The sequence below is a fragment of the Nocardia sp. CC201C genome (genome assembly GCF_030010695.1).
Lineage (GTDB): Bacteria > Actinomycetota > Actinomycetes > Mycobacteriales > Mycobacteriaceae > Nocardia > Nocardia otitidiscaviarum.
The window spans coordinates 1-15,334 of the sequence record NZ_JASCXP010000044.1 but is presented as its reverse complement, the minus strand read 5'-3'; the positions used below and the strand labels follow the sequence as shown (position 1 = coordinate 15,334).

Below are 15,334 nucleotides of genomic sequence, written 5' to 3'. Positions count from 1 at the left end.
GTTCTACGCCTACCGCCGGTACCTGCGTGCCTCCCGCGTGAGGGCGGTGATCCGTTCCGGCCGGTGCGCCCCATTCAGTTCCGCGACCAGTGCGTCCGGGCACAGCTCGTACACTTCACCCCACCAGCGGCGAATCTTGTTGTCCCAGATGCGATAACCCCCGGTCACCCCGCGCGGTACGTAGCGTCGTCGGCTGATCGGCAGTCCTTCCTGATGTCCGGTGAGCACACGCTACCTGGGCGCGGCCACGGTGACCAGCGGTTTCCGCCCCGCTGGCGCGGAGATGCCGGGCTCCGCTGTCGCGTCCTCGAGCCCATCCCGGGCAGCCGCGCGGTGCAGCGTCGTCGGCTCCGCGCTATCCCCTCGCCGGAACCTTCGTTTCCGGGGAGTCGGCGGTGACCGGTTCCGGCGGCTGCGCGGCGCGGCGGCCGGGCAGCCACCAGTTGGCCTCGCCCATGAGTTTCACCAGGGCGGGGACCAGGAGCATGCGGACCAGGGTGGCGTCGATGAGCAGGGCGATGACCATGCCGAGGCCGAGGAAGCGCATGGGGGTCAGCGGGGAGATGGTGAACGCGCCGGTGATGAGGACGAGCAGGGTCGCGGCGGCGGTGATCACGCGCGCGGTCCGCACGGTGCCGGTGCGGACGGCCGCCGTGGTGTCGGCTCCGGCGTCGTGCGCCTCCTTCATGCGGGAGAGCAGGAACACCTCGTAGTCGGTGGACAGGCCGAAGACCACGGCGATGATGAGCACCACCATCCCGCCGGACAGCGGGCCGGGGCTGATGCCGAGCGCATCCGCCAGATGCCCCTGGTCGAAGATCCAGGTCAGGATGCCGAAGGTGGCGGCGAGGCTGAGGAAGGCCATGAGGACGGCCTTGAGCGGGAGCACCACCGAGCGGAAGGCCAGCAGCAGCACCAGCAGGGTGGCGGCGACCATGACCACGAGCATCAGCGGCATGGCGTCCACGACGCCGGTGACGCTGTCCACGGTGGCGGCGCTCGCCCCGCCGACCCGCAGCCGCACACCGTCGAGGCGCAGTGCCCGAATGTCGTTCACGGTCTCCTGCGCGTCCGGCGAGCGGTCGGGCGCGGCCAGCGCCGCGTGCAGGACGGCGGTATCGTCCCGGGTGCCCAGCGAGAGCACCTGCCGCACACCGGGCACCGCCCCGATCTCACGCAGGCCCGCCGAGATGTCGGCACTCGCGGGCGCGGTTCCGTCGGCACGGGTGAGCAGGACGGTGGCGCCACTGTTCGCGGCGGGGAAGTTCGCACTCAATTCCTCGACGGCGGCGCGCTTCTCGTTGCCGGGCGGCAGCGCTGTGTGGTCGATATCGCCCAACCGCACGCCGGTCAGCGGTGCGGCGAGCACCAGCAGCAGTCCGCCCACGGCGATGGCGACCGTGCCGGGCCGCCGCATGACCGCGGTGACCACGCGGCCCCAGAACCGTTGCGCGCGTTGCTCGGCGTGCTCGTAGGCGTCCGCCCGCCAACTCCACTTGCGGATCCGGGGTCCGAGCAGCATGAGCGCGGCGGGCAGCGCGCTGATCGACAGCAACGCCGCCAGCGCCACCGCGGCGATGGCCCCGACGCCCAGCGACCGCAGCACCGCCTGCGGAAACACGAAGGTGCCCGCGAAGGCGCACATGAGCAGCAGCGCCGAGAAGGTGACGGTGCGCCCGGCGGTGAGCAGCGCCCGCGTCACCGCCTCGTCCACGGTGCGGCCCTGCCCGAGTTCCTCCCGGAACCGCCCGACCACGAAAAGCCCGTAGTCGATGGCCAATCCGAGCCCCAGCAGCGACACCACGTTCATGGCGAACACGCTGACCTCGGTGACGTGGGCGATGAGCCCGACCGCGCCCAGCGCCCCGATCACGGCCAGCGTGCCCACCGCCACCGGCAGCAGCGCCGCCACGATGCCGCCGAACACCAGCACCAGCACCACGGCCGTGAGCGGGATCGAAATCGCCTCCGCCACGATGAGATCGCGCCGCGACTGCTGGCCGATCTCGTCGGCCAGCGCGCTGTACCCGGTCAACTGGGTGCGGATGCCCGGCACCTCGAGGTCGGCCGCGATCTCCGGGTACACCGCGATCCGCCGGTTGTCGTCCCCGGCGGCGAACACCACGGCCAGCGCCTGCCGTCCGTCGGGTGAGCGCAGGAATTGCTGTCGCGCACTGTTCCAATAGGTTTCGACGGGCCGGTCGAGCAGCGCCGGGTCGATGCGCTGGACGGCGCGCGCGACGCTGGGGCCGATGTCGTCGAGCGTCTGCCCGTCGGGCGCGGTGTAGATGGCGATGATGTCGGGATTCTGCGGGCCGAACCGTTCCGTCACCCAGCCGTCCACCGCGGTGGACTCACTGCCGGGGTCCGCGAATCCGGCCGCGCTGACCTTCTCCGCCAGTCCAGCGGCGAAGACCCCGGACAGCAGCGCGAACAGCACGGCGGCCGCCAGCACCAGTCGCGGCCGGGCCACCACCACCCGCGCCCACCGCGTCATGACGCCGCCGAATCCGTCTGCGCGAACTCGCTCTCCAGGGTGTGGACGATCTTGTCCAGCAGCGCTTCGAGACGCTCGGGAATGCCGCGCCCGCTGCGCGCCGACACGGACAGCTCGGTGCGCCCGTCGCCCTCGGTCATGCCGAACAGCAGCGGCATGGCCACGCTGTGCTGCGGCAGCACCCGCACGGCGGTCGGACGGAAGCCGGGCACCGCGAGTTCGTCGAAGTCGTAGCGTCCCATATGGGAGACGGTGGCCGAGGCGAGGTTGTAGCCCCACCGGGAGCCGACGAAGTTCAGCGTCCGCAGCAGCGAACGTCCTACGGCGGGCGGCAGTGTGGTGAGCCCGCTGTTGTCCATCTGATTGAGCTCGCGGCCCTCGCGCAGTCCGGCCTTCTTCATCTCGTTGAGCTGTGCCACCGTGGCGACGCCGCGCACATCGAGGAACAGCGGCAGCGCGAGATTCGCGGTGGAGCGCAATTCCGGATCGTGGCGGCGCAGATCGACCGGAATCATGATGCGCGAGCGCGGCCCACCCCACTCGGTGAGGATGGCGGCGACCCGCTCCAGCGCGCGCGGTCCGGTGGCGTTGATGGTGCGGCAGCGCAGCAGATGCCGAGGCTCACCCGGCTCCTGCCGCCCGTGACCGACCGCCGAGCGGAAGCTCGGGTTCATGAGCGTCGGCCGCCCCGGCGCGCCGACCTTGCGCACCAGTTCGGCGTCGGCGATGGGATCGGCCGCGCCCACCGGCTCCTGCCCGCGCAGCACCCGCAGCACATCGGTGACGAACATGATCATGCCCATGCCGTCCATCACCCCGTGGAACACCCGGAACACGACGGTGGTCGGCGCGGCCGTCAGCAGCAGCACCTCCACCGTCGATTCCGGTGTGGGGCCGATCGGGCTGGTGAGCACCGGATCCGCCTCCAGCTCCGGGAACCGCAGCGCGTGGTCGACCACCCGCACCGCGGGCGCGATGCCGCTGTCCACCCAGTACTTCCCGTCGCGCACCAGCCGCGCGCCCGGATTGGCCTGCGCCGCCGTGGCCACCGCACGCCGCAGCTCGTCGGCGTCGAGGGTGCCGGTGCCCTCGATCGCCAGCTGCATGAGGAACGGCGGAGCCAGATCCCGCATCGGGAAGTAGATGAGCTCGGTGGGGGAGATAGGTCGTCGGAAACCGGTGTCGTTGCTCATGGCCTGCTCTCAATCACCGAATGTTCTTGGTCAATTCCTCGACGCCGCCCTGGGTTTCGAGCCAGGCCAGCAGTTCGCGCAGCCCCTGCGCCCGGTCCACGACCGGCACGTACCCGAAATCGCGGGCCGCCGCCGAGGTGTCGTAGGTGGCGGTGCGGGTCATCAGCGCCACCACGTAGCGCGACAGCGGCGGTGACCAGCGGGTGGCGACGGCCGGTACCCGCCAGATGGTTTCGATGACCGACACCACGGCGTCGAGCACCCGCCGGTTCGGCTGCCGGCTCGGCTGCTCGTAGCCGAGGTCGGTGGCGACCTCGCCGAGGAAGCCCCACACGTCGGTCTGCTCGGCATCGGCGACGAAATACGCCTTCCCGCCGACCCGATCGGACTCGGCGGCCGTGACGCTGGCCTCCACGATGTTCTCGACGTGGCACAGCGAGGCGAATACCTGTTTGCCGTAGGACAGATCCGGCAGCGAACCCTCGGCCGCCTTGCCCAGCAGCCGCACGATCGGCCCGCTGCGATCACCCGCGCCCCAGATGGCGCGCGGGCGCAGCGCACACGTGCGGAAGGTCTCCGAATTCGCCGACAGCACGGCGCGTTCGGCGGCCGCCTTGGTTTCGGAGTACAGGTTCAGGTAGCGGCTCGGGTACGGCACCGATTCGTCGATATCGACCTGATCGCCGCCGTCGCGGTCCATGAGCGCACTGGGACTGGAGATGAAGACGAAGCGGGAAGCCCCGTTGCGCCGCGCGGCGGCCAGCAGTTGCACGGTGGCGCTGACGTTCTCGGCCCAGAACTGCTGCCGGGTGCCACGCTCGTCGACCCGCGCCGCGCTGTGGAATACCACGTCGATGCCCTTGGTGGCCTCGTCGAGCGATCCGGCGTCGGTGAGATCGCCGGTGACGATCTCGATGCGGTCGATGACGTCGGCGAGGTCACGCAGATTGCTGGTGGGCCGCGCCAGAATCGCCACGTCGTAGTCGCCGTCGCGGACCAGGCGGCGCACGATGGCGCCGCCGAGGAATCCGGACGCGCCCGTCACGAGTGCTTTCACGCCGCCACCTCCTGTGTCTTCCACCAGGTGAGCCCGAAGATCTGGGTCAGCACGGCGGTTTCGACCGGTGACGTGCCGCTGCCCTCGGCGGCGCGCAGCGCGGCCGGGATCTGGGCCGCGTGCACCACGATGCTGAGGAAGGCGTCGATCCAGAAGACGGCGCGCAGCAGCCGATTGGCCGGGGCGCGACCGGTCAGCGCGGCGATCAGGCCGACCACCAGGTACAGCCAGCCCAGGATCGGGACCGCGCGCAGTGCGAGAACCTTCATTACCTCTCCGTCCCTAGTTGCCGCTGCGCCCAGATCGCCAGCTGCTCGCGGCCGATCTTGGCATTGTGCCGAATATCCACCGGGAACTTCGGGTGGAACAGGAAGCGGGAAACCTTCGCGGTGACCTCGAATTCGGCGGCCCGCTGGCGCAGCGCCACGGCGACGGCGTCGACATCGGCACCCGGCTCGGCCTCCACGCACAGCACCGGCGTCTGCCCGCCGCGCGGCCCGACCCCGACCAGCGCCGTGCGGGCCACGCCCGGCACCGTATTGAAGACCTGTTCGACCTGCACGGTGAACATGGGTCCGTCGGCGGTGTGCACGCGCTGGCTCTTGCGGCCGCAGAACCAGATTCGGCCCTCGGCGTCGATCCAGGCCAGATCGCCGGTGCGGTGCCATACGGTGTCGCCGTCGTGGATCTTGCCCGCCGTATTGGCCTCGGGCGGCCAGAAATAGCGGGTGCTCACATTCGGCCCGGAGACCACGAGTTCGCCGATCCCATTGGTGGCGTACAGCTCCGAGGACAGCTCCTCCACCCGATCCCAGGTGGGCAGCGGGTCGTCGGTGATCGCGACCACCCGGGCGCGCACCCGGTCGCTGGGGCGGCCGATGCAGGTGCCCTCGCCGCGCTGCGCCCGCTCCACCAAACCGTCGAACAGCTCCCGCGATTCGATGGTGGACATGGGCAGCGCTTCGGTGGAGCCGTAACCCGCGTGGATCTCGGCGTCCGCGGCGAGCACCTTCCGCAGGCCCGCGATGCACCAGTTCGGCACCGGCGCACCACCGGAGTAGATGCTGTGCAGGCTGGGCACCGCCGCCCCGGTGCGCTCCAGGTGCCGCAGCAGCGGAATCAGCACCGCGGGGGAGGCGAACATGGTCCGCACGCCGAACCGGTTGACCGCATCCACCACGTGCGCCGGGTCGGTGGACCCGACCTGGCTGGGAATCAGCGGCGGCAGCACACAGCGCGCGCCGAGCAGCAGGTCCAGGATGCCGACCAGCGGCAGCGTGATGAGCGAGGTGTCCGGCGGGACGTGGCCGCGCGCGGCGTGCACCTGCTCGACCATGGCCGAGAGATTTCCGTGCGTCATCTCGACGGCTTTGGCCGGTCCGGTGCTGCCGGTGGTGTAGGCGATGAGCAGCAGCTCGTCATCGGGAGCCGGTTCGCGCTGCCGCAGGGTTCCGGTCGGTCGGGTGCCCCAGCTGGCAAGGGTGGGGCCGCGCCAGAACCAGCGCCTGCCGACCGTCACCGTCACCCGCACGCCGCGGAAGTAGTTGCGGAACAGCACCCGGGCCGCGTGCGCGGGCGGGATGCCGATGAACGCCTCGGCGTCGGCGGCGCGTAGGCAGCGCAGCATCTTGCGCAGGCCCATGCCCGGGTCGATGGCCACGGGTACCGCGCCGATCTTCAACAGTCCCAGCATGATCGCGTACAGCTCGGGGCTGGGCAGCACCAGCACGATGGTGCGGGTGCCGCGCCCGACACCGGCCGCGCTCAACCGTTCGGCGATGGCGTCGGACCAGGCGTCGAGTTCGCGATAGGTGAGGTACCGGTAGTCCGGCAGCCCGGACGGGTTCTTGCCACCCGGGAAGATCACGGCCTCGCGATCCGGCTGGTCGGCCACGACCGCCCGGAAGCGGTCGATGGCCTTCCAATAGGTGCCCGCCGTCACGCGGCGGCCCCGGCGAGGGCGGGCAGGCGGTAGAGCACCGCGGCGGCGGCCGGACCGGCGCCGGCGGCCACGAAGAGCACCTGACGGTACGCCGACAGCGAATCGTCCTGTGCGGCGGCGTCATAGGCCAGCGGCAGCGCGGCGGTGTGCGGATCGCCCTGGGACAGGTCGGGAGTCCGCACCGCCTCGGGGGCGATGCCCAGTTCGGCGGCCAGCCGGGCCGGGAACGACGCGCTCGGCGTGGAGGCGATCACCGCCGTACCGGCCGGATCGATGTCACCCGCCTCGTCGAGCGCGGCCCGCGCTGCCCGCACGGCGACCGCGAGCAGCCGGTCCTCGGCGTCGGCGTCGCGCTCCACGGTCATCAGACCGCGGCCCACGGTGCCCATGGTGGCGACGTCGACATAGGACTCGACGGCGGGAGTGCCCGCACCCGAGACCGTGTGTACCCGGCCGAAACCTTCCGGCTCGTCGGTGAATTCCAGCAACAGCGCGGCACCCGCGGTGGCGTAGGGGAATTCGTCGTCGGCGGCCGACCGCGTCAGCGACGGGTGGGTGTCGCCGGAGACCACCAGCACGTGTTCGGCACTGCCGGTGGCCAGCACCGACTGGGCCACCTGCACCCCGTTGAGCACGCCGACCGCGCCGTTCATGAGGTCGAAGGAGAACGACCGGGGGTCCTCCTTGGCGTAGTCGAGCCCGATCCCGGCGGCCTTCTGAATGAGTGCCGAGACAGCGGGTTCGACGGTGTTGGAGTCGCGGAACACGCCGGTGTTGATCAGCACCCCCACCTGGTCGGGCCGCACACCGGCCCGCTCCAGGCTCTGCCGCGCCGCGCGGGCGCTGTGCTCGACGATGCTGAAAGTATCGGTGTCCCGGCTGGTTCCGGTGGATTTGATGCGCACGCCCATAGCAGCTTCAGACCTTCAGCGAAGAAATCGTGGTGGACAGGAATCCGGCGACCACGCCGGAGGCGGCCGGGACCATGAGCAGCTTGGCTCCGGCCGGAATGGCCTGCTGGCTCAGCTGGTCGTGCAGCACGATGAAATGTGAAGTGGTGGAGGTGTTTCCGTACTTGTGGATGACATTCAGATCCGGCGGCATCGGGACGCCGAATTCCCGCGCGGCGATGGCGTTGATGAACGGCACCGCGCCCGCGCCGAACTGGTGGTGGATCATGTAGTCGAACTTCTCGTCCGCGAAGGACCTGCCCTGCCGCTCCAGGTATCCGCCCTGCGTATCGGTCCACAGCAGGAAGCGCGACTCGTTGTGCATCTTCCGGTTGTCGGTGTAGAGCGCGACACCCTGTGACTTGTCACTGGGCATGCCCAGGCACAGGTGCGAGTACTCCGAGGCGGTGGTCAGCTCGATGTAGTGGATCTTGTCGGCGTCGTCGACTGCCTCATCCAGTACGACTGCGGCACCGGAATCGCCCACCGTGAGTGAGGCGAATTGCAGATCGTATTTCTCGGAGATTTCTTCGACGGCGGTTTCCGCTATAGGGGTGATGGCCTCGCCGCTGACCACGATTCCGCGTCGCACCGCACCCGAGCGAATCATTCGATCCAGAATGTAGGTGCCGGTGAGCATACCCGCGCAGGCATTTGACAGATCGAAGGTGATGACATCTTCACGCGCGCCGATGGCGCGGCCGATCGCACCCGCGAAGGAGGGCTCCATATACATCTTGGTGCCGTCCTTGGACCGCGTGATCGAGGTGGAGATGATCACGTCCAGATCCGAGGCCGCATACTGTGACCTGGACAGACAGTCCTCCACCGCATTCATGGCGAGGGTGAAGGAATCTTCGACGTTCCCGGGTTCGGTGGAGCGGAAACGCCGCTCCTGGACACCCGTGATCTTTTCGAGATCGAAGCCGGGTGCGGTTTTCAATTGCGATACGAGTTCTTCGGTGGTGACTCGTTTGGACGGCAGATATGCGCCGATCGCCTCGAATCGTGAATACGGCACGGGGACTCCTCGGAAGTAGGGAGCAATTCATTCGATAGCGGGGACGCATGGAAGGCTACCCGAGGGTAACTTCGTCTGCGACATCGCCGATCGAGGCCAACTGTCTGGGACATTTGGGTTCGTCACAATTTATGTAACCGAAAGTCTCACAAACTGCATGCGATTCGGCTATCAGTGCTTCACCTCGGGTGATCAGGTGATCTTGGTGTCGGCGTGGGCTCGGGGCCAACCGTCGGTTACCCGGGAAAATCTGTGCGAACGACCAGTCTTGATTATCGGACTGACGGTTTCGCTGTGAGAGACTTCACCGCCTCCGGACCTCCGAACGCAGAGCGGCCGGGCACGATTTCTCGTACCCGGCCAGCGGCGAGCAAACTGTCTGGGCGACAGCCCTTTTCGAGCGACTACGCCTTGGGCTCCACGAACTTCGGGAAGACCACCTCCGGCGCGGGCAGTGCGATGCCCGGCTGGATCGGCGTGGCGATATCGGCGAAGGTGCGGCCGGTCTGACCCAGCAGGTCCAGGATCTTGTTCGCCGAACCCGGAATCACCGGCTGCGCCAGGATCGAGACGATGCGCAGCACCTCCATGGTCACGTAGAGGATGGTGCCCTCCCGTGCGGTGCCCTCCGGCGTACCGGCCTTGGCCAGCGTCCACGGGGCCTGCGCGGAGAAGTAGCGGTTGGTCTCGCCGAGCATCAGCCACAGCTGTTCCAGGCCGAGGTGGATCTGCTGCTGGTCGAATTCGGCGCGCACCTTCTCCAGCAGCCCGTTCGCCCGGTCCAGCAGCGCCCTGTCGTCCTCGGTGAACTCACCGGGCGTCGGCGCCACGGGGCCGAAGTCGCGGGCGACCATCTTCAGGCAGCGCTGCGCCAGGTTGCCGTATTCGTTGGCCAGGTCGGTATTGATGCGCCCGACGATGGCCTCGTGGCTGTAGGAGCCGTCCTGTCCGTAGGAGATCTCACGCAGCAGGAAGAAGCGCACGGCGTCGAGGCCGTAGGTGTCGACGAGTTCCATCGGATCGACCACATTGCCGACCGACTTCGACATCTTCTCGCCCTTGTTGTACAGGAACCCGTGCACGAACACGCGTTTCGGCAACTCGATACCGGCCGACATCAGGAAGGCGGGCCAGTACACGCAGTGGAAACGGGTGATGTCCTTGCCGATGATGTGCAGATCGGCGGGCCAGAACTTCTGGAACGCGGCGGAATCGGTATTCGGGAAGCCCGCGCCGGTGAGGTAGTTGGTGAGCGCGTCCACCCACACGTACATGACGTGCGCCGGATCGCCCGGCACCGGCACCCCCCAGTCGAAGGTGGTGCGGGAGATGGACAGATCCTTCAGCCCGGCCTTGACGTAGGAGACGATCTCGTTGCGCCGGGTGGCGGGCGCGATGAAGTCCGGCCGCGTCTCGTAGAGCTCGAGCAGCCGGTCCTGGTAGTTGGACAGCCGGAAGAAGTAGTTCGACTCCTCGGTCCACTCCACCGGCGTCCTGGTCTCGGTGGAGACCCGGGTGCCGTCGTCGAGGACGGTGGTCTCCTCCTCGGTGTAGAACGCCTCGTCGCGCACCGAGTACCAGCCCGAGTAGGTGTCGAGGTAGATGTCGCCATTGGCGGCCATCCGCTCCCAGATGGCGATGGACGCGGCGTGGTGGTCCTCGTCGGTGGTGCGGATGAACCGGTCGAAGGAGACGTCGAGCGCTTTGTCCATCCGTTCGAACACGTCCGAGTTGGCCGCCGCGTACTCGCGCTCGGGCACGCCCGCGGCCTTGGCGGCCTGCTGCACCTTCTGGCCGTGCTCGTCGGTGCCGGTCATGAAGAACACGTCGAAGCCGTCGAGCCGCTTGAAGCGGGCCAGGGCATCGGACGAGATGTACTCGTACGCGTGCCCGATGTGCGGCGCACCGTTCGGGTAGGCGATGGCCGTGGTGATGTAGAAGGCCGGTGCTGAGGCGCCAGGGGTGGCTGTGCGGTCGGATGCGCTCATGGTGTGTCCTACTGTAATCGGCGTGCCTGCTGTCGCTCCCCTCAATATCCCTGTAAGCGGTGGTGTCGATGAGTAAGAAGCGACCCGCGCCGGAGCTGCCCGAACCGCTGTCCCCGCTCGTGGACGCGCACACCCATCTGGATGCCTGCGGCGCGAGCGACGCGGAATCGGTTGCCGCCATTGTGGATCGGGCCCAGGCGGTGGGCGTCGGACAGGTGGTGACGATCGCCGACGACCTGGAGGCCGCCCGTTTCGCGGTGCGTGCCGCGCACTGGGATCGGCGGGTCTACGCGGCCGTCGCACTGCATCCGACCCGTGCCAACGCCCTCGACGACGCGGCCAAGGCCGAGTTGGAGAAGTTGGCCGCCGATCCGCGCGTGGTGGCCGTCGGCGAGACCGGACTCGACTACTACTGGCCGGGCAAGCTGGAGGGCTGCGCCGATATCGAGGAGCAGGTCGAGGGCTTCCGCTGGCATATCGACCTGGCCAAACGGCTGGGCAAACCGCTCATGATCCACAACCGGGAAGCCGACCATGATCTGCTCGCCGTCCTGCTGGACGAGGGCGCGCCGGAAACGGTGATCTTCCATTGCTTCTCCTCCGACGCGAGCATGGCCATCGCCTGCGTGGAGGAGGGCTACTACCTGAGTTTCTCCGGAACGGTGAGTTTCAAGAATGCCCACGAATTGCGGGAGGCCGCGAAACTGGTGCCGGAGGATCGGATTCTGGTCGAAACGGACGCGCCCTTCCTGACCCCGCACCCCTTCCGTGGCGCGCCGAACGAGCCGTACTGCCTGCCGTACACGGTGCGGGCGCTGGCCGAACTCCGTGAACAGGATCCGGTGCGACTGGCCAAGATCACCACGGCGAATGCGCGGCTGGTCTACGGAATCTGAACTCGCACGATTTCTGCGAGAAAGTCACGGGTTGCGTACTTTCCACCCGGGAGTCGCGCGGTGTGGCTTCGCTCACTATGATCTAGCCGAATCGTGACCAACCAGCGCTTCGATATCGGGTCGTTATTCTGAAACGCCCCGGTACGCGTGGAGTGGTTGTCAATTCATGACCCCCTCGTTATCGTACTGTGACCATGCCGGGATTTCCGATGAACGCTCTGACGAAGATCAACTCGTCGCGCTCGCCGTTGCTGTACGGCGCCATCGCGGCGATGCTCGTCACGCTCGTCGTCGGCGCCGGGTTGGCCATCGTGAACCACAAGACGGTGACCGTCGTGGTCGATGGGCAGAAATACCTCCAGAGCACCATGTACCGCGATGTGCGCGGGGTGCTGAAGGCGGCCGGATTCTCGGTCGACGACAAGGACGATGTCAGCCCGGCCGCGAACGCCACGGTCGCCGACGGGGCCACCATCACCCTCAACCGCGCCCGCGAGGTCGCGCTGATCGTCGACGGTCAGCAGCAGAAGGTGTGGACCACCGCGCTCACCGTCGCCGAGGCGCTGGTGAAACTGAGCCTGCCCAGCGATGTGTTCACCTCCCCGGCCCGACCCACGCCGCTGCCGCTCGAGGGCGGGCAGCTGCTGGTGACCAGCCCGCGCACGCTGGAACTCTCCGACAACGGCCGCCCGCCGACCCTGGTGCGGCTGGCCGCGCCGACGGTCGGCGAGCTGCTGAAGGTGCAGGGCCGCCCGTTGGTGAATCAGGACACCGTGGAGCCCGCCGCCGACACTCCGCTCACCGACGGCATGAAGATCGTCGTCACCCGCCGCGTGATCGAGAACCGCACCGAGCGAATCCCTTTGGATCCGCCGGAGAACATCATCGAGGATCCGGAGCTGAACATGAGCCGGACCGTGGTGGAGAATCCGGGCAAGCCGGGCGTGCACGACGCGACCTTCGCCGTCTCCATCGTGAACGGCCAGGAGGCGGGCCGGGAGCTCATCGACTCGACCGTGATCGTCCCCGCCGAGCCGAAGACCATCCGCAAGGGCGCCAAGCCGGGCACCGAGGTGCCGCCGGTCAAGGATGGCGCCATCTGGGACGCGTTGGCCCAGTGCGAGTCCGGCGGTAACTGGGCCATCAATACCGGCAACGGCTACTACGGCGGCATCCAGTTCGACGCGAACACCTGGGCCCGGCAGGGCGGACTGCGCTACGCGCCCCGCGCCGACCTGGCCACCCGCGAGGAGCAGATCGCCATCGCCGAGGTGACCCGGCAACGGCAGGGCTGGGGAGCCTGGCCCGCCTGCACCAGCCGCCTTGGCCTGAGCTGAGCCGGACTTCGCGCTTCGGCTGTTCGCATCGCCCGCGCGGGCCGCTGCTCACATGACCCACGCGGGCTGTCGCGTACGTGACCCGCTTGGGCTGTCGCCTTACCTGACACCCAGGCGGGCTGTCGCGTACCCGACCCGCTTGGGCTGTCGCCTTACCCGACCCAGGTGGGCTGTCACGTACGTGACCCGCTCGGGCTGTCGCCTTACCCGACCCAGGTGGGCTGTCACGTACGTGACCCGCTCGGGCTGTCGCCTTACCCGACCCGCTCGGCTGGCTCGTACGCCAGCCCGTTCGGCCTGTGGTCCGCGCACGGACTGTCGCTCGAGCGGTCGCCGACCGCTACATGAGTGCGCCGCCGTCCACGCGGAGTTCGGTGCCGGTCATATAGCGGCCGTCGTCGGAGGCGACCATGGCCACCACACCCGCGATGTCCTCGGGCTTGCCCAGTGCGCCGCCCTCCAGCCAGCCGGGCAGGCGGGCCATGAGGGTCCAGTCCGCGTCGGCGGGGATGTCGAGATTCGACGTGAGGCCGGTGCTGATGCCGCCGGGCACGATATTCACCGCGCGCAGCCCCTTCTTCGAGTACTCGAGTGCGATGGAGTGGGTGAGGGCGTTCACCCCGGCCTTGGACGCGGCGTAGGCGGCCATATACGGGGCCGCGCCGAACGCGCTGGTGGAAGAGAAGTTCACCACGACGCCGCGCTGTGATTCCAGCAGGTGCGGCAGGGCGGCCTGGATCATCAGGAAGGTGCCGGTGAGGTTGACGGCGAGCACCTGGTTCCAGGTCTCCAGGGGCAGTTCGTGGGTGTGCCCGCCGCGCTGAATGCCCGCCGCGTTGACGAGAACCTCCAGCCCGCCGAGGAATTCGGCTGCCTCGGCCACGGCGGCGCGGGTGGATTCCTGATCGGCCACGTTCACCACCAGGGTGTGCAGCCGGTCGCGCTGGTCGGCGGGCGCGGCCTCGACGGTGGAGGTCAGTCCGGTCTCGTTGATGTCGGCGGCGACCAGCTGCGCGCCCTCGGCCAGTAGTCGCAGGGCGATGCCCTGTCCGATGCCGGAGCCCGCTCCGGTGACGAGTACGCGACGGCCGTCGTATCTGCGATCCATCGCCCGAAATTAGAACAAGTTATAGGCGTGGTCAACGACGGATTGCCAGAGAATTTTAAGACTGGACCGTTGTTCAGTTAACTAGGCTGCATGGCGGTTCGATAGTCATTCCCGGGTCGGGGACCTGATGGAGGATCGCATGCGAGTGTTCGGCGGGTGGACGCGTGTCCTGGCCGCGGCGACGGTGTCGGCGGGTGCGCTGCTGAGCGTTCCGGGAGCCCCGGCACAGGCGGCGACCGAGGGCAGACCGATTACGGTGGAGGCGCAGCCCGCCGGTTGGCGTGGCATGGCCAACGGGTACTCCGTCGACTACTGGACCACGCGCTCCAACGGTGAGCCGGTGAAAGCCAGTGGCGCGCTGATCGTTCCGGAAGGGACGCCGCCCCCGGGTGGCTGGCCGATCATGGCCTACGACCACGGCACCTCCGGACTCGGTCCGGGTTGCGGTGGGCAGAGCGCGGGGAGCCGGTTCATCCGCCCCAAGGAGGACGCGATCCTCCAGTACTTCGTGAACAAGGGCTTCGCCGTGGTCGCGCCCGACTACCTCGGACTCGGGCGGTTCGACACTGGACCGCACCCCTACCTGGAGACGCGCACCGAGGCTACCGCCACCATCGACCTGGTGCGGGCGGCGCGGGAGATCCGTTCCGATCTGTCGCGGTCGTGGGCGGTCACCGGCTTCTCGCAGGGCGGCCACGCGGCGCTGGGCACCGCGCACCTGCAATCGGCGCTGCTGCCGGACCTGGACTTCCGGGGCACCATCGCCGTCGATCCGGCCTCGGATATCGAGAAGGTCGCCCCGCTCGTCGGACCGTACGTGCCCGCGATGCCGGGCCAGCTCGGTACCGCCGTCAACGGTTTCGTGGTGAGCATGCTCGCCGGACTGCGGGACACGCGTCCCGAACTCGACTTGGACAGCTACCTCACCCCGCGCGGCCGCCAGGTCCTCGACGACTCCAGCGGCCTCTGCTTCGACGGCATCATGCGGGTCGTGGACGGCATCTCGGTGGGGGAGATGCTGGCCCGGCCGCTCGCGGACGAACGCTTCCGCGCCGCCGTCACCGACTACATGGCGGTGCCGACCAGCGGCTATGACGCCCCGATCCTGTTGCTGCTCAATGCCGCCGACAAGGTGGTGCCCTCACCCCTGCACGCCGCCCTGGCCGCGCAGCTCGCCGCCAATGGCGTGGACTACTCGATGGTCGTCGGCATGGGGGACCACACCGAAGTCAACCCGCAGATGTGGGCGGCCATCGAAGACTTCGTGGCCCGCGTGTTGTCCACACCCACGCTTCCCTGAGCCGCGTCCGGCGGCGGGCGCGGTCGGCGGAACGGGCGGTGGTCG

Annotated in this window: 13 protein-coding genes; 3 read left to right on the top strand and 10 right to left on the bottom strand. The window is 68.5% G+C overall.

Translation table 11 applies throughout. The features are described from left to right. Positions 1-9: 9 nt before the first annotated feature. From QK444_RS07565 to metG, 9 genes are all read right to left on the bottom strand, one after another. A complete protein-coding gene (locus tag QK444_RS07565; protein WP_282778423.1) occupies positions 10-228 on the bottom strand; it encodes a hypothetical protein in 219 nt (72 codons plus the stop codon). Positions 229-355: 127 nt separating this feature from the next. After that, on the bottom strand, positions 356-2,497 hold the full coding sequence (locus QK444_RS07560; protein WP_282778421.1) for an MMPL family transporter: 2,142 nt from the start codon (positions 2,495-2,497) through the stop codon (positions 356-358). Beyond that, positions 2,494-3,690 carry a peptide synthetase gene (locus tag QK444_RS07555; RefSeq protein ID WP_282778419.1) on the bottom strand — a complete coding sequence of 399 codons (1,197 nt, stop codon included), beginning with the start codon at positions 3,688-3,690 and terminating at the stop codon, positions 2,494-2,496. Before QK444_RS07555 ends, QK444_RS07560 begins: the two co-directional genes overlap by 4 nt. Before the next feature lie 13 nt (positions 3,691-3,703). Beyond that, complete coding sequence (locus QK444_RS07550) at positions 3,704-4,747, bottom strand: NAD-dependent epimerase/dehydratase family protein (protein WP_282778417.1); 1,044 nt, start codon at positions 4,745-4,747, stop codon at positions 3,704-3,706. Continuing rightward, positions 4,744-5,016 carry a hypothetical protein gene (locus QK444_RS07545; protein WP_029931219.1) on the bottom strand — a complete coding sequence of 91 codons (273 nt, stop codon included), beginning with the start codon at positions 5,014-5,016 and terminating at the stop codon, positions 4,744-4,746. The genes QK444_RS07550 and QK444_RS07545 overlap by 4 nt, the downstream gene beginning before the upstream one ends. Continuing rightward, complete coding sequence (locus QK444_RS07540; RefSeq protein ID WP_282778414.1) at positions 5,016-6,689, bottom strand: fatty acid CoA ligase family protein; 1,674 nt, start codon at positions 6,687-6,689, stop codon at positions 5,016-5,018. The genes QK444_RS07545 and QK444_RS07540 overlap by 1 nt, the downstream gene beginning before the upstream one ends. Continuing rightward, entirely contained in the window at positions 6,686-7,600 is a 915-nt protein-coding gene (locus tag QK444_RS07535) for a hypothetical protein (protein WP_282778412.1), read from the bottom strand. The genes QK444_RS07540 and QK444_RS07535 overlap by 4 nt, the downstream gene beginning before the upstream one ends. A gap of 7 nt (positions 7,601-7,607) precedes the next feature. Continuing rightward, the gene (locus QK444_RS07530) at positions 7,608-8,660 is read right to left on the bottom strand and encodes a 3-oxoacyl-[acyl-carrier-protein] synthase III C-terminal domain-containing protein (protein WP_282778410.1); all 1,053 of its coding nucleotides are present in this window, start codon (positions 8,658-8,660) and stop codon (positions 7,608-7,610) included. Between the two features lie 404 nt (positions 8,661-9,064). Next, on the bottom strand, positions 9,065-10,648 hold the full coding sequence (gene metG / locus QK444_RS07525; protein ID WP_282778408.1) for a methionine--tRNA ligase: 1,584 nt from the start codon (positions 10,646-10,648) through the stop codon (positions 9,065-9,067). Between the two features lie 68 nt (positions 10,649-10,716). On the opposite strand from metG, the gene QK444_RS07520 reads away from it, so the two are divergent. Then, complete coding sequence (locus QK444_RS07520; protein ID WP_282778406.1) at positions 10,717-11,544, top strand: TatD family hydrolase; 828 nt, start codon at positions 10,717-10,719, stop codon at positions 11,542-11,544. A 209-nt stretch (positions 11,545-11,753) separates the two neighbouring features. Beyond that, the gene (locus QK444_RS07515) at positions 11,754-12,881 is read left to right on the top strand and encodes a resuscitation-promoting factor (RefSeq protein ID WP_282778404.1); all 1,128 of its coding nucleotides are present in this window, start codon (positions 11,754-11,756) and stop codon (positions 12,879-12,881) included. A gap of 340 nt (positions 12,882-13,221) precedes the next feature. Here QK444_RS07515 and QK444_RS07510 read toward each other — a convergent pair whose 3' ends face one another. Next, a complete protein-coding gene (locus tag QK444_RS07510) occupies positions 13,222-13,989 on the bottom strand; it encodes an SDR family oxidoreductase (RefSeq protein ID WP_282778402.1) in 768 nt (255 codons plus the stop codon). Between the two features lie 139 nt (positions 13,990-14,128). Between QK444_RS07510 and QK444_RS07505 the strand changes: the two genes are divergently transcribed. Then, positions 14,129-15,289 carry an alpha/beta fold hydrolase gene (locus QK444_RS07505; protein WP_282778400.1) on the top strand — a complete coding sequence of 387 codons (1,161 nt, stop codon included), beginning with the start codon at positions 14,129-14,131 and terminating at the stop codon, positions 15,287-15,289. The last annotated feature ends 45 nt before the right edge of the window (positions 15,290-15,334 follow it).

Coding starts and splice junctions, on each gene's coding strand:
- QK444_RS07560 (WP_282778421.1), bottom strand. CDS start 2,497: ATGACGCGGTGGGCGCGGGTGGTGGTGGCCCGGCCGCGACTGGTGCTG.
- QK444_RS07555 (WP_282778419.1), bottom strand. CDS start 3,690: ATGAGCAACGACACCGGTTTCCGACGACCTATCTCCCCCACCGAGCTC.
- QK444_RS07545 (WP_029931219.1), bottom strand. CDS start 5,016: ATGAAGGTTCTCGCACTGCGCGCGGTCCCGATCCTGGGCTGGCTGTAC.
- QK444_RS07535 (WP_282778412.1), bottom strand. CDS start 7,600: ATGGGCGTGCGCATCAAATCCACCGGAACCAGCCGGGACACCGATACT.
- metG (WP_282778408.1), bottom strand. CDS start 10,648: ATGAGCGCATCCGACCGCACAGCCACCCCTGGCGCCTCAGCACCGGCC.
- QK444_RS07520 (WP_282778406.1), top strand. CDS start 10,717: ATGAGTAAGAAGCGACCCGCGCCGGAGCTGCCCGAACCGCTGTCCCCG.
- QK444_RS07515 (WP_282778404.1), top strand. CDS start 11,754: ATGAACGCTCTGACGAAGATCAACTCGTCGCGCTCGCCGTTGCTGTAC.
- QK444_RS07510 (WP_282778402.1), bottom strand. CDS start 13,989: ATGGATCGCAGATACGACGGCCGTCGCGTACTCGTCACCGGAGCGGGC.
- QK444_RS07505 (WP_282778400.1), top strand. CDS start 14,129: ATGCGAGTGTTCGGCGGGTGGACGCGTGTCCTGGCCGCGGCGACGGTG.